The sequence below is a fragment of the Fusibacter bizertensis genome, assembly GCF_029914245.1.
Taxonomy (GTDB): domain Bacteria; phylum Bacillota; class Clostridia; order Peptostreptococcales; family Acidaminobacteraceae; genus Fusibacter_C; species Fusibacter_C bizertensis.
In genome coordinates, this window is sequence record NZ_JARYZI010000001.1 from 297,757 (window position 1) to 311,160 (window position 13,404).

The 13,404-nt window shown below is 36.8% G+C and carries 13 protein-coding genes; 2 read left to right on the top strand and 11 right to left on the bottom strand.

Translation table 11 applies throughout. The annotated features are described in order from the left end of the window. Window positions 1-361: 361 nt before the first annotated feature. The 11 genes from QE109_RS01425 to QE109_RS01475 form a co-directional block, all read right to left on the bottom strand. Window positions 362-718: a DUF6054 family protein gene (locus QE109_RS01425; protein ID WP_281092582.1), complete on the bottom strand. Its 357-nt coding sequence runs from the start codon at window positions 716-718 to the stop codon at window positions 362-364. Between the two features lie 26 nt (window positions 719-744). Further along, the gene (locus QE109_RS01430; RefSeq protein ID WP_281092583.1) at window positions 745-1,218 is read right to left on the bottom strand and encodes a pyridoxamine 5'-phosphate oxidase family protein; all 474 of its coding nucleotides are present in this window, start codon (window positions 1,216-1,218) and stop codon (window positions 745-747) included. 43 nt (window positions 1,219-1,261) lie between these two features. Then, a complete protein-coding gene (locus QE109_RS01435; protein WP_281092584.1) occupies window positions 1,262-2,029 on the bottom strand; it encodes an AAA family ATPase in 768 nt (255 codons plus the stop codon). An 11-nt stretch (window positions 2,030-2,040) separates the two neighbouring features. After that, on the bottom strand, window positions 2,041-2,376 hold the full coding sequence (locus QE109_RS01440; protein WP_281092585.1) for a hypothetical protein: 336 nt from the start codon (window positions 2,374-2,376) through the stop codon (window positions 2,041-2,043). Window positions 2,377-2,410: 34 nt separating this feature from the next. Further along, entirely contained in the window at window positions 2,411-2,602 is a 192-nt protein-coding gene (locus QE109_RS01445; RefSeq protein WP_281092586.1) for a hypothetical protein, read from the bottom strand. Next, window positions 2,599-2,874 carry a hypothetical protein gene (locus QE109_RS01450; RefSeq protein WP_281092587.1) on the bottom strand — a complete coding sequence of 92 codons (276 nt, stop codon included), beginning with the start codon at window positions 2,872-2,874 and terminating at the stop codon, window positions 2,599-2,601. The genes QE109_RS01445 and QE109_RS01450 overlap by 4 nt, the downstream gene beginning before the upstream one ends. 125 nt (window positions 2,875-2,999) lie before the next feature. Then, window positions 3,000-4,820 carry a M56 family metallopeptidase gene (locus QE109_RS01455; RefSeq protein ID WP_281092588.1) on the bottom strand — a complete coding sequence of 607 codons (1,821 nt, stop codon included), beginning with the start codon at window positions 4,818-4,820 and terminating at the stop codon, window positions 3,000-3,002. Between the two features lie 2 nt (window positions 4,821-4,822). Next, the gene (locus QE109_RS01460; protein WP_281092589.1) at window positions 4,823-5,185 is read right to left on the bottom strand and encodes a BlaI/MecI/CopY family transcriptional regulator; all 363 of its coding nucleotides are present in this window, start codon (window positions 5,183-5,185) and stop codon (window positions 4,823-4,825) included. A gap of 131 nt (window positions 5,186-5,316) precedes the next feature. Then, window positions 5,317-5,913: a hypothetical protein gene (locus tag QE109_RS01465; RefSeq protein ID WP_281092590.1), complete on the bottom strand. Its 597-nt coding sequence runs from the start codon at window positions 5,911-5,913 to the stop codon at window positions 5,317-5,319. Window positions 5,914-5,969: 56 nt separating this feature from the next. Beyond that, complete coding sequence (locus QE109_RS01470; RefSeq protein ID WP_281092591.1) at window positions 5,970-8,513, bottom strand: DUF4830 domain-containing protein; 2,544 nt, start codon at window positions 8,511-8,513, stop codon at window positions 5,970-5,972. A gap of 35 nt (window positions 8,514-8,548) precedes the next feature. Next, the gene (locus tag QE109_RS01475) at window positions 8,549-9,631 is read right to left on the bottom strand and encodes a P1 family peptidase (protein ID WP_281092592.1); all 1,083 of its coding nucleotides are present in this window, start codon (window positions 9,629-9,631) and stop codon (window positions 8,549-8,551) included. A gap of 229 nt (window positions 9,632-9,860) precedes the next feature. On the opposite strand from QE109_RS01475, the gene QE109_RS01480 reads away from it, so the two are divergent. Both QE109_RS01480 and QE109_RS01485 read left to right on the top strand, forming a co-directional pair. Then, window positions 9,861-11,507, top strand: coding sequence for a peptide ABC transporter substrate-binding protein (locus QE109_RS01480; protein ID WP_281092593.1), 1,647 nt, complete (start codon window positions 9,861-9,863; stop codon window positions 11,505-11,507). Further along, a complete protein-coding gene (locus QE109_RS01485) occupies window positions 11,508-13,349 on the top strand; it encodes an SEL1-like repeat protein (protein ID WP_281092594.1) in 1,842 nt (613 codons plus the stop codon). The last annotated feature ends 55 nt before the right edge of the window (window positions 13,350-13,404 follow it).

Sequence of the window (13,404 nt, forward strand, 5' to 3'; positions counted from 1 at the left end):
ATGTAACAATATGATTTTTAATATAATTACTTCTATTAAATTTGTTGTTATCAATTGTTGTTAAGAACATTGTCATACCTCCTTTCATTGAATTTAATTAATCTTATCACTTGTGTTAATTATCTGTCAATTACAAAACCATTACAAATCAAAATGTGACGAAATATTCACACAATTCAGAATGATTATGTTTATATATCTATCAAAATCAGTCAGATGAATCTCAAAATTAGATATCTGCCGAGCATTTCTTCACTTAAATCATTAGAATATTTTATCTTAGCTCCTATGACTAAGGCTGCCTCATAATTAGACGGCCTCTTTTATTACTGAATCTATCTGATAAAACTAAATCATGACTTTATAACCTTATCGTGCCCTCTCTAAGCATCTTAATGATACAATCTTCTACAGAAGTTAAGATATCCTCTTCAGCGCCCCAGCTAAAGTTAAAAAAAGCGCCTTGTCCACCACCTGACCCAATGGCAGATACAAATATGGTATCGTCGCTTCCCACGACAGTAACACTTAGGCTAGCTCTACTACTATTTCTCATGAAGAACTTATCATAAATGTGTACAGATACTTTAGTATCACCAGTTTCAAAATGACTGGTATCCACTAGTTGCATAGATACGCCACTATTAATGATTTCATCATCTAAATTTTCAACAATCGTCTTAAAATCTCCGTAAACTGTTTTCTCGTATTTTGCCATAAATGTCTCCTTAGAAATATATTGTACTATAATACAGTCTCATCAATATCAAAATCAAATGGAAAAATTTTAGCAACTTGATTCAAAAAATCCACTTTATATCCTCTTCCATCTTTATAATAAAATCCATCCTTCAAATCCACTTTGACAAAACACATGTGCTCATCGTTTTCATCATTATGGGCAAAATACCACGGCGCAAAAACTTTAGTCAGTTTCTCTCTGATCTTTAGATTGACTTCTTTTAATGGATGACCTAAATTTATAGCAGTTCCTGAAAACCTGTACAGGTCGTGGCATAACGCTACATTTGGACTGCTCATAAGCTCGATAACCTTCCGAGTTTTTGCATGGGTAACAATGTAAAATCCTCCGTCATCATAGAACGTATCAACGATTCTCACACTTGGTGTTTCACCTGAAACCGTCGCAAGAGCAAACTGACAATCTTTAGCAAATAATGCTTCTAAAACCTCTAAACTTTCTTTGAATTCAGACATAAAAGATCTCCTTCGATTATCATAATTATTATATTTATAATAGCTAAACCTGTTTTTTGAAAATCATTTCAAGCATTTTATCTGGATGCATCAAAAATTCCTTTGTCACTCGGTAATGGTCAGTTTCTGTGTATTTTGTCTCCTCGTAACCATTGTCTATGTTATAGATCACTGCATGAGGATATGCCATCAAGATCGGTGAATGTGTCGCAATAATAAACTGAGAATCATCTTCTACAAGTTGATGAATTCTAGACAAAAGTGCTAACTGTCTCGATGGAGAGAGTGCGGCTTCAGGTTCATCTAGTATGTAAAGGCCTTTGCCTCTAAATCTATTCAGTGCGAGCGCCATAAAAGATTCACCATGTGACTGCGAATGAAGTGATTTACCACCATAAGAATCTAATAGACTTGCGGCTCCCCCTTCCTCTTCAAGTGCATCGATGTTAGAAGCAACATTATAAAAACTCTCTGCACGTAAGAAAAAACTGTCTCTTGGCGACCTAAATCCTTTGATCAGGTTAATGTCTTCAAAAAGTCCTGAGTGTGTATCTTTGGTTGTAAAGTTAAAGTTTTTTGAACCGCCTTCTGGATTGAATCCATAAAGGACTGCAATCGCCTCTAGCAACGTGGATTTACCACTACCATTTTCACCGATCACAAAAGTGACATTAGGATGAAAATCTAGTTCCTTAAGTTTTTCCAAAGCTAAAATGCTTGGAATGTTATAGGGATATTTTTTTGTGGTTTTATCAATGGCATTTTCAAATGAAACGGTTCTAATATATTGGTCAAATTTTTCTTTAATCATTTTAGCTCCATTTATGCAGTTCTTCGAATATCGGCTACTTTCTTGTGATAGGTTCTCACTTTATATTCCCACCACACTGCATTAGTAATGACAAAGAAGACAAGTAACATCAAGATATGTACAACTATACCTGCTAACTCGCTTTCAAATTTAAATACGAAAATTTTATTTCCAATAAGTAAGTATAAAAACAAAGTGTAGACGGTTGAAAATATAAGCGCGTCTTTTATGTACATTTTGATCCTTTTAAACATATCCTTTTTGGAATAGCCAATAGGGATATAACTGCCACCTATTTTACAAGGTCTTTTAATACGTTCAATTCTCTTTTCAATTTTTTTACTCATATATGCCTCACTCATAATATATACATCTTCACGACTACTTGATCATAATTTCTTCAATCAATTTTGATAAGCCTACTGCGATTACACCACCTACAAAAATAATCGCCAATGCTATAGCAAATAATGGCCTATCTCCCACATAAGATGATGTCATCATCTTTGAACCAATAAACGTAAACATCCAACCAAAAAACAACACCGCTAGTCCCCAAAATAAATGCTTCATGAGTTTTTCCTCCTTTTACTTACTTTCCTATAAAAGACAATTAATATAGTCGTCACTAAAGCAGCACCTAAAAACTTTGCAATATAAAGCACTGGACTTTGACCAGCCAAAAAAATAGCCGTTGGTCCATCTGCGCCACCTATGATACCGATGCTCACACTATTTTTACGTACCAAGGATTTTATATAATAATTTCTCAAAAAAGGTGTTGCTATCATTAAACTAACAACACCTATTAAGGCAATTACACCAATTTTTCGTTTGTTTTTCATTATATACCTCTTGATTAATTAGGAGAATGTTATACAACTATCATACCTTATTATTGCTGCAAAGTACTCAGAATTCAATCAATCTAATCAAATTTTAAGATTATTTTAATGCCTATCATGACTTTCTATTTCCAGACATCTATGCTACTTAATAGCTTTATAAAATCATCCATCGTTTTTGACTGATCCCATAAGCTAAGGCCACTTTTGCTTTCAAGGTCAGTACGCTCATAACGGTAGGAGTCTTCCCATACATAACCATCTGATAGTGCATATTCAACCCACTGGGCATTTTTGATTAATGAAAGTGCGAGCTGTGCATTGTGAGAGAACATTTCATCTAGCGTACTGCCAAACTTTGCATCTGCTCTAAGCTCTGCTTTAGCCTTCAGATGGATGATAAGTCCATAAGGTTCTTCGCTGGTTTTCAGTTCAAAATAATCATAATCAAACCCATCTGGAATAGCGAGGTAACTAACAATATTGCCAACTTTTGTATTGTCGCCAATATACTGCGTACGGTAGTTATAAAGCGTATCAATTGATTGGTATACCAAGGTCTCTTTCAGTTTGAAAATCCACCTTATACTTTTTCCCCTGTCATTATCATAGCCAACAGCAAGATAGAGAGTGCCATTTTTTTGCTGCATCACCATATAAAAAGTATGCGCTTCATCATCAGCATCAGCTCGGTAAAGATAAGCACTATCTTTTAAAAGTTTAGTGACTTTATCAACTGGTACCATAAACATCTTATCAAACTCAGTTTCATCCATCTTGTAAGGACTGAGTCCATTTGCCATACTCCAGTTTATATCGAAGACTTCCTTTCTTAAAAGTGTCATATCGGAAGTAACTGTGAAGATCGGCGCAGTGCTTAGTGTATAAGCAAAAGAATAAACTGGTGCCTCATAGACAATCTCTTCCACTTCATATGTTTTACCACTAAAATCGGAGATGGCTTTTGGATTTGTCAAAAGTACTGTAGCTAGTACCAGTAAGATAAGAATCCCAAAACTCAAAGTCCAAAACGATGGCTTTTTATACTTTAATATATTTTTGATTCTTCCTTTTGTATCGCTCTCACCAAAGGCAATTGGTGAGATACCTAAAGCAGACCTTTCCATGGATAACTTAAGCAGTGAAGTAGAGTAAGCTTTCTTTATATCGACTCCCATGGTACGAAGCACTGCTTCATCGCAAGAACGTTCCATGTCTTTAGCACTTAAAAAGTAACTCGCCCATACCAGTGGATTAAACCAGTGTATTGATAAAGCAAGAAAACTTAGCGCTCTCCATATAGGATCAAGTCGTTTGATATGCACGTGTTCATGTGCCAATATATAGGTTTTCTCGTCCCCTTCGATATGTTCAGGGAGCATGATTCGAGGCGAAAATATTCCAAACACAAAAGGTGTTTCAATATGGTCTGACAAATAGACGCCTTTACCAAGTGGTTTTGCACCCACTAAACGCCTTCTAATGACAATTGTCTTGTAGCCATAATAGCCCCAAAGTGACAAGGTGCCAATCATCCATATTATTAACAAAAGTTGACTCCAAATAAAAGTTTCATGAGTTGCAGCACTTATAACCGGTAGCTCGCCAATGGATTTTCCTACACTTGGCAATACAACTGATGAAACAGTACTAGCACTTAGATTGATGCCATCACCACCGAAACTACTAATTGGGTAGTGTTGGCTTTTAGAAAACCAGTGACCAAATCCACTTAACAGCGACCAATTAGAGGTCATAGAAAAAGGAACAAGTAATCTAATCAAAGGTAAAATCCAAAGTATATAAGTATAACGCTTAGGTAACTTCGTCATTAAGACTCTAGCGATCATAACGGCTATAATAACAATTGAAGCAGTTAGCGTCATGTCTATAAGGTTGATTTGCATCAACATCTCATATAGATTGAAAAGCTTTTTTTCTAGCATGGCTATTCCTCCTCATGAGATGCAATCAGTTTCTGAATTTCTCTAACTTCATCGGCACTTAATTTTTTACCTCGTGTGAAAGCCGCTACAAACTGAGGCAAAGAACCCCCAAAGTTCTCATTGACAAACTGTTCGCCCTGTCCTGATTTAAAGGCTTCTTTGCTGGTCATAATAGTAATTTCACCATTTTCATGCGCAAATAATTCTCGCTCACAAAGGCGCTTTAACATTGTATAAGTCGTCGTCCTTTTCCAGTCAAATGCGTCTGCGCATAAGGCAATTAGCACTTTGGTTTTTAAAGGTGCATGCGCCCATATAAGGTCAGCTAATTTTTCTTCCATTTCTCCAAGTTTATGTTTTTCCATATGCCCTCCTCGTCTAATGTCATTAGACATTTTTAGTCTAACACCATTAGACAAGCGCGTCAATCAATTCACTTATTTATATTCAAATTAATACTCGATATTTAATTATAGTATTTTATAGCATTTAAAGATCACTCAACGATCACTCGAAACAAAACGATGTTCTCAGCATCCTTTAAAAGTTCAGGATCAGCTTCAAATCCAGATACAGCAGATGCTCTTATCATGCCACTCTCTGAAAAGACATAATAGCCAATAATAGGACTTCCGTTTTTTGAAAGGTCTATCGTTTCTTCAAGAAAACCATAACTCCATCCTACTATCTCACCCTCTATAAAATCCAGTGGTACTTCACTGTCAACAGTGACAGTACCTTGATTGTCACTTTGCTTTATTTGAACCGATAGGTTTTCACTTTTGTTAAGAACAAGCACCACTTTTCCTTTTTCTGACGCTTCGAGGCCTATTCCCATGATCGGTTGGGTATTGACTAATTCCCCATCGATATAGGACTCTGCAATGATGCTTAGATTTCCCACTTCTGGACTTTTATCAAATTCAAATAAAGCGATTTGATTATTCATTTTCACGAGGTCAATAAGTTCATGTTCTGAACTACTTAGCTTTAGGGGTTTAATGTAATTCTTGGAGATCGTACTTTGAGTACATCCTGTTAAACTTAGAATTCCGACTACGACGATCAGTATCATTCTTGCTGCATTTTTCATAACTACCTCCGATAAACTTTTACTATAAACACTATGGTAATCTAGACCAATTTTTCTCAGCGTCCTGTTGCTAGTCCCTCTATTTTCCATCCAAATGGATATTTTGTTAGTGTGATAAACTGAGTTGATTTCTCTCCCTCTGTATTAAAACCAGCCATTTTCCACTTGAGATTTAAAAGCACTTCCACTTCTATACGGTCCCCAACTTGCAAAGCAACCTTTATCATCTCTTCGGTTATAGGTTTGAAAGTCATGGGTTCAAAATAGCTAACCACTTCTACATCAGTTGCAGACACTATATTTTCGGTGATTGAGTTGTTCTCGTTAAATCCTGTGTGATATAACCTTCCCTCTACAGGATAGATATTACTACTTAGGGCATCAAACAAAGACCGAGGCGTCAAATACATATTCGCCTTTTCTTTGTTATCTACATCTACTGCATTAAAGAACCCTTTAATCACCTCATCAGGCGATAACTTCTCAAGGGACTTATAAGTGCTTGAAAGTGTATAGGCGCTTTCATCTACGAGCCAATCGCCCAGTTCGAGTCCGGTTAAAGTCTTTAAAGCCTTCCCAGAGAACGAGGGGCCAATGCTTGAGATATTATACTTAAGCCATGCACCAACGATTTTTGAGTCATCTCTTAAAATGACCAGATCAGTTGGCCATGAATGCTTAATCCCTTCATGATCTGTGGCTATCTGTTCATTAATCCTATAGACGTGTGCCGTGACTGTCTTCCCTTTTTGTTCACTAAGGTCTAGTCCATTGGCTTTTGAAAAAACATTTACAAGTTGCCAGTATTGACCTACTGGATATGTGCCCAGTTTTACGGTCCAGTCCTTAGGGATTTTTACTTCAAACGGTTCAAAAGTCTCGCTCACTGTATAGCCATAATTTTTCATAAACAAAGTGTCACTGAGTAGCGAAGCCTTTATCAACCGCCAATCTACAACTGCATAATCACTAAAATCATACGATGTGAGTGGTGACGCAGTAAATGAGTTGAGGTCAATTTGGTACATGATGCCATCGTCTTTGCCTATGGTAATAAGGCATGGGTTTGGCACATCAAGCATCTCGAAGAAAAGTCGCATGGGTTGATCGCTAATCTTCTGAGGTTTATCTAGGGTTAAGTTGTAGGTATAAAAGTCCTCATCTACGGGATCTCCATTTTTAGAGGTAGCAGTGGATGCGTTGAAATAACAGTTATCTGATGGAATTTTAAAATCTGTTATGTGGTGAAGTTCTTTAAATGCAAATTTTTCTTCATCAAAAAATTTTTCAGCTGCAGTCGTTATCTGTTCTTTTATTTCGTACTTCTCACTACTGTCAGCACTTGAATCAGGATAGTAATTGAACCGAATGGCACACACTTTAAAATCTGTATTAAAATCTATGCTGATCCTTAGGTCCTCTTGATCATTTGCAATCGAAATTGGGTAAACGAGTTCAGAGCCTTGCGTGTATGGCACCAAACTCGGTTTAACAATTTTTAGCACTTCATCCAGTGACATCCCAACTTTGATGCCAGCCACGGGATATGGTCCATAATAGTCAGCGGCTAAAATAGGATAAAAAGTTAAAGTATCTTTTTCCTCAACCATATTTAAGTAGAGCATCAAATCGTCATATAAGAGATAGTAGCCTTCCAGCCATTTCACATCTTTAGGAAGTCCCAATTTATCAAAAACTACATCACTACCAGAGCCAATACTGAGCTGCCTGAGTCTTGGTTCATCAGTGATCTTAGAAAACGCTGGCCCAAGTGTTGCTTCTTCTAAAGGCATATGTTTAATGGTGTATTCACTTAAATCATAGTTAGGCTTCGCATCAGATTCTGACAGTTTGCTCATATGGTTAAACTTTTTACTATTAATATCAAACTCAACGATTCGTGAAATCGTTTCAAGTACTAAGATCGTTGAGTTACTGTCAGTATTTTTAGAGGGAATTTGATTCTCATAAGCTTCATACCGTTTATAAAGCGTCGGTTCTTTAAGTGAAGTGACATAATAGGTACGCTCATAGTGATAAGTTGCATAGTTATCTTCATATCTTATGCTAAGTTGCCGATACACTTGCTCTATGGAAGATGCTTTATAGTGTCCTAAAAACTGAAGCTCATCAGCGACTGTTATGGTTTCAGTTTTTAGCCTCACATCTGTATCGATGTCTAGCATCACCACGGCATAGAAAATTCGCCCCTCATAATCTTCGATTCCCCAATCTGAAAAATCATAAGGTGCGGGGTACTCTGATGGTTCAAGTTCTCTCAGTGCAATGACGCGTCTTTGTAATTTGGGTCTTATGTAATAATAGTCAATGCCGTTAACAGTAGTTTTGGTGAAACTCTCTGGTGTAATATCTGAAGGTTCAGTGGTCTGGGCTGTGTCTGAGGTGTCTGAAGTTTCCAGGCTTGTATTAACGCCCTCAGAAGAACTGGCGATTTCATCTGGTGATCCATGATCTAAAGCTGCCTGATCTAAACTATGTTTGATGACAAAGACCAAAATCACCAGGGCAATGGCTAGGCCAATATAATGCCAGGGCCTATACTGCGTGTTCAAGAGTTGTTTGAATCTGTTCTGTTTCATACGATACGCCTCCTGTTTGTTAGCATTTTAACAGATTAGGTGAACTCTGCTCTAAGCAATTCATCATACTCCGTAATAGATTTTACGCATCTACCTTCTCTGCCTACTGTAGTTTGTGCGTAAAACATTGAATTCAAAATTGCTTCTTCGGTGGCCTTTATGGCAGCATTAAAAACGCGGTCAATTAGGTTCTCGTTGATGACCTGGATGCTGATGATATCGTCTGTTTCGCGATAATTGATTCTTCTTGCTGTGCTAAAGCCAAAGAATACATCGCCACTGCCATTTCCAAAGTGTGCACCGGTCCTTGCCATACCTGCTGGTATACGTTTAAGCGTTCTCTTGAGTTGTCGCTCGCTTAGCGGGAGATCCGTGGCGAGTACTGCGATCATTGAGCCTTTTTCTTCGTGTTCAATCTCATACTTAATCAAATCACCTATCTTATGCCCCTCAATTTGAAGTGTACTTAAGTTGCCAAAGTTAGAAAGGACAAGGACGCCAACCGTATAAGTCTTATCGCCAAATTCGACAAGGCGAGATGAAGAGCCGATGCCTCCTTTTAAGCCATAGGTCATCATACCTGTGCCTGCGCCCACTGCGCCCTGTTCAAAATCTATAGCACAGTTTTCTATGGCTTTAAACACATCTTCTTCTTTAATTGGTAACTCCCTGATAGCGTTGATATAACCGTCGTTGCACTCACAAACCACTGGATTAACTGAGCCAGCAGATACACCGATGTCATCGTTTTGCTCAAGCATGTATCTTACAAGTCCTGTTGCGACACGTCCCACACTTAAGGTGTTTGTCATGAGAATTGGCGTCTCTATCGTGCCTAGTTCATCGATTTGCATGAGTCCGATGCTTTTTCCAAACCCGTTCATCACGTAGGTTGCTGCTGTTAACTTTTCCTTAAAGAGGTTGTCACCATGGGGTAGGATCGCAGTGATACCCGTTTGGATATGATCTTCTGATAAGGTATAATGCCCAACTCTTACCCCTTCTACATCAGTAATGGTATTATTGGGCCCCCTAGTACCTTTGCCTATATTAACTGAGTACTTTATTAAAGCGTCTTTATACTTAGTTTCCTTTTTATCGATTTGATTATTGTTCATTAGTAGATGCCCTCCGTAGTTCAACTATGATCTATACTTTCACTATATCCAGTTTTTACTATCAAATCAATATATAACCTCTCATTTATATCTTTTAATCTATTTTGAACTCAAAAATATGCCGCAAATGCTGAATTTTGAATAAAGTTACGGCATTTTTGTCCATAATCATATATAATATTAGTAATGAAGTATTTCTAATAAAAAATCAATAAATTTTAGGAGAAACATGAGGCATTTCAATTTAGTTATATTGATGGTTGTTATTCTATCACTCGTTATATGGGGAATAGTTTCACTCGATACAACAGCAAAAACAGTAAAGCTAGAACGAGCTATAATTGATCAAAAGATACTCAATTTCAATCTCGGTTCTGCACCAGCAACTCTTGACCCTCAACTCAACAAGGACTTATATGGCGGAAGCCTGATAAACAATATGTTCGAGGGGTTATTTCGTCGCGTCGATCATCAGATTGTTCCTGCTATCGCTAAAAATTATACACTATCAGCTGACCAGCTCACCTATACGTTCTATCTTAAACCCTCAAATTGGTCAGATGGAACACCCGTGACAGCACATGATTTTGAATATGCGTGGAAACGCGCTATCGATCCAAGTCTCGTCTCAGAATATGCTTATCAACTGTTCTTTATAGAAGGGGCTGAAGATTACTATCGCGATAAAACTACCAAAGAAAATGTTGGCATTAATGCACTTGATGATTATACATTAGAAGTAAAACTAATGGCCCCTACACCCTATTTCATCGATTTGTTAACTTCTTTTACTTACATGCCATGTAAAGAAGATGTGGTTCAAGATTCTAACGATGGTTCCTGGATGACGCAACCAGAAACAGCTATTAGCAATGGTCCATTTAAACTGAGAAATTATACTACTGGCGATCAAATCGTTTTAGAAAAAAACCAAGAATACTGGGATGCAGAAAATGTGCATCTTGATCTTATAAATGTATATATGATTAATGATTCAACAACCGCTATGACAGCATTTGAAAGTACAGAACTAGATATTATAGATTCAGTACCAATCGCTGAAATACCAAAACTTATGACTGAAGCAGCTGAATTTTATGTAGAGCCATCTTTAGCAACTGCCTACTATCTTTTCAATGTTTCTGTTAAGCCTCTAGATGATATACGCGTAAGACAAGCACTTTCCATAGCAGTCAACCGTAGACAACTTGTGGATACAGTTACTAAAGCAGGAGAAATACCAGCTGTTGGCATTACACCTCCCGGACTTGAAGATGCTATGGGTGATGATTTTCATCAAGTGGCAGGTAATTATTTAATTGATACAGAAAGAGCTGAGGTAGAACGCGCTAAGGCATTATTGGCAGAAGCTGGGTTCGATGGTGGCAAAGGTTTTCCTGAGCTTGAGATATTATACAATACGTCAGAAACAAATGAATTACTCGCTGCTGCAATTCAGGAAATGTGGCAAAAGACCCTTAATATCAAAGTTAAGCTAGTCAATCAAGAGTTTGCAGTTTTTCAGTCCTCAAAACGTTTAAAAAACTTTCAAATCGCAAGAGGAAGTTGGTTTGGTGATTTTGCAGACCCACTTGCTATGCTAGAGATTTTCACCTCTAATACACCTATCAATACAACAGGGTGGAAAAATGAAGGTTTTGATCTTTTAATCGAAAAGGCTAAAACTGCAACAGGTCAAGCACGTTATGAGTTGCTCTATAAAGCCCAAGAAATTCTGATGACTGAGTTACCGATTATGCCTTTATACTATTATTCAGATGTATTTATGGTTTCAAAAAAAATAATAGGATTTGAGAAAACTGCCATGGGTTTATGGTATTTTGGAAAAACTGATATTATCAAATTGGAGAATTAAATGAGAACAAATTTATCAATGGTTATGAAAGCACTTACAAATGGCATTTTAGATGCTTATATATATAATAGCAATGATTATACTGGGGCAAATCAAATGACTTTTTTAACCAGTACTTTTCCACTCTATTTTTTGAATTCAGCTGAGAATGCTCAAATCTTAAAGGTAAGCAAAAGCAATTCCAGTAGACTCTCTAATTTATTTACACGTCAATCCGATCCAAAAAGACGGGAATCGAAGTTTAGAGAGCGCTTTGTAATGGCGTTTGATGAATATTTCGTTGACGAGATGCTTCTAACAACACGTTATATTTTGAGAAATTATAACAGTGATGCCTTTGAAAAATGGCTAGAAGCAATTCTTATTACTGATATGGATTTACGCTTTGATGAGAATATGTTTTTTTACAGAAATATCTCAAAATTTTATAAAAATAGTCCTCATGTTGCGTTAATGCTAGTTTTAATCTGGGCATTTCATATTGATGATTTTAAACCTTTGATTGCGGTTTTAGAACAACACACTACCCTTTCAGGCGGAAGTACCGCTCTTGCTACCTCTGAAGACGATCCCATCAAACCTCTTATTACGATGTTGGATGAATATAATTTATCACCTAACGATGTCTGTGATTTCTTAGAGATTGCTTTCAAATACGGTGTATCGGGCAATCTTGGCGCAATAGCCATTAAAACCTATGTAGATACACATACACATAACAATCCCTTAATCTCAGCTGAACTCGCTGATATGTACTTTTATGGCAACAATTTTACCAAAACCAATAGAGAAAAAGCAATGACACTTTATACACAAAATGCCAATCAACATTATGGATCAGCACTTTGGTCAATAGCACAGATTAGTTCTAACGAACGATTTGATATCCATCAAACGCCAGTAAAAATGTCGATGTACTATTATGAACTTGCTATAGAACACAACCATGCTCTTTCATACAACAACATTGGAAAATGGTGGATCTATGCACTTCATTACCATCTAGATAAAGTCGTTGGTGTTCCAGATTATAGAAACATCTACGCCAATCAAGGCAGACAAGCAGTCTCGGATATTTATCAAATTATGATGGACCGTAATGATTTCATATCATTTCTCCACCAAAACGAATTGTTCGATTCCTCAGAATTTGAAACCATGCTCCCTGTCCAAAAACTTGCACTACTAACAAAAATCGAATCTGCTGAAGATTTTATAGTTGAGAATTTTATTATGCAAGCTTTCCATAAGCAAAAATACTTTTTTTCACTTGGAAGTTGTGTCACACTTTATGAGCACCAATACTGGCGTAGGACAAGGTTTACCGAAGCTTATGCACTTCCCGCTGCCAAAGAAGTTGAAAATAGAATTTGGCAAAAGTATGCGTATTATGTAACAGAATACGCAAAATTTCAGATTTCAAATGCCCAACTTACCTATGCGCATTATCTTGAGCAAATAAATGCTGAAGCGCAAGATATCTATGAATATCTTTATAAAGCGGCGTTCGAGATGCCTGGTAACCAAAATGAACATGAAGCAATTTTAGAATTTCTGACTTATCATGTTAATCCTAAAGTCGTCTATAAAAAGAAACAAATTAGTTTTGAACTCTGCTTGATAGAAGCACTAAAAGAATATAGGCCCAATTATCAATCGAAAACACACTATATCTTTAATTCTGTTCAATTGATGTTAACACATTTCAAATCATTTTACTTGTACAGTGATGCTCTTGAACCTATCTTAGAAGGACTCTTTGCAGAGTCACTTGCTCATCCTGAAGAGGTTGATCAGTACAATGAACTTACAGATGAATTGAAATCCAAATTTAAACAATAACAAGCTACTCTATCATTTATAGAAGTAAAGACACTGAGTGATCAGTGTCTTTTTT

Excerpts from the sequence above, each read along its gene's own strand:
- QE109_RS01485 (WP_281092594.1), top strand. The coding sequence starts at position 11,508 with ATGAGAACAAATTTATCAATGGTTATGAAAGCACTTACAAATGGCATT.
- QE109_RS01480 (WP_281092593.1), top strand. The coding sequence starts at position 9,861 with ATGAGGCATTTCAATTTAGTTATATTGATGGTTGTTATTCTATCACTC.
- QE109_RS01425 (WP_281092582.1), bottom strand. The coding sequence starts at position 718 with ATGGCAAAATACGAGAAAACAGTTTACGGAGATTTTAAGACGATTGTT.
- QE109_RS01445 (WP_281092586.1), bottom strand. The coding sequence starts at position 2,602 with ATGAAGCATTTATTTTGGGGACTAGCGGTGTTGTTTTTTGGTTGGATG.
- QE109_RS01455 (WP_281092588.1), bottom strand. The coding sequence starts at position 4,820 with ATGCTAGAAAAAAAGCTTTTCAATCTATATGAGATGTTGATGCAAATC.
- QE109_RS01450 (WP_281092587.1), bottom strand. The coding sequence starts at position 2,874 with ATGAAAAACAAACGAAAAATTGGTGTAATTGCCTTAATAGGTGTTGTT.
- QE109_RS01430 (WP_281092583.1), bottom strand. The coding sequence starts at position 1,218 with ATGTCTGAATTCAAAGAAAGTTTAGAGGTTTTAGAAGCATTATTTGCT.
- QE109_RS01435 (WP_281092584.1), bottom strand. The coding sequence starts at position 2,029 with ATGATTAAAGAAAAATTTGACCAATATATTAGAACCGTTTCATTTGAA.
- QE109_RS01470 (WP_281092591.1), bottom strand. The coding sequence starts at position 8,513 with ATGAAACAGAACAGATTCAAACAACTCTTGAACACGCAGTATAGGCCC.
- QE109_RS01465 (WP_281092590.1), bottom strand. The coding sequence starts at position 5,913 with ATGAAAAATGCAGCAAGAATGATACTGATCGTCGTAGTCGGAATTCTA.
- QE109_RS01475 (WP_281092592.1), bottom strand. The coding sequence starts at position 9,631 with ATGAACAATAATCAAATCGATAAAAAGGAAACTAAGTATAAAGACGCT.
- QE109_RS01440 (WP_281092585.1), bottom strand. The coding sequence starts at position 2,376 with ATGAGTAAAAAAATTGAAAAGAGAATTGAACGTATTAAAAGACCTTGT.
- QE109_RS01460 (WP_281092589.1), bottom strand. The coding sequence starts at position 5,185 with ATGGAAAAACATAAACTTGGAGAAATGGAAGAAAAATTAGCTGACCTT.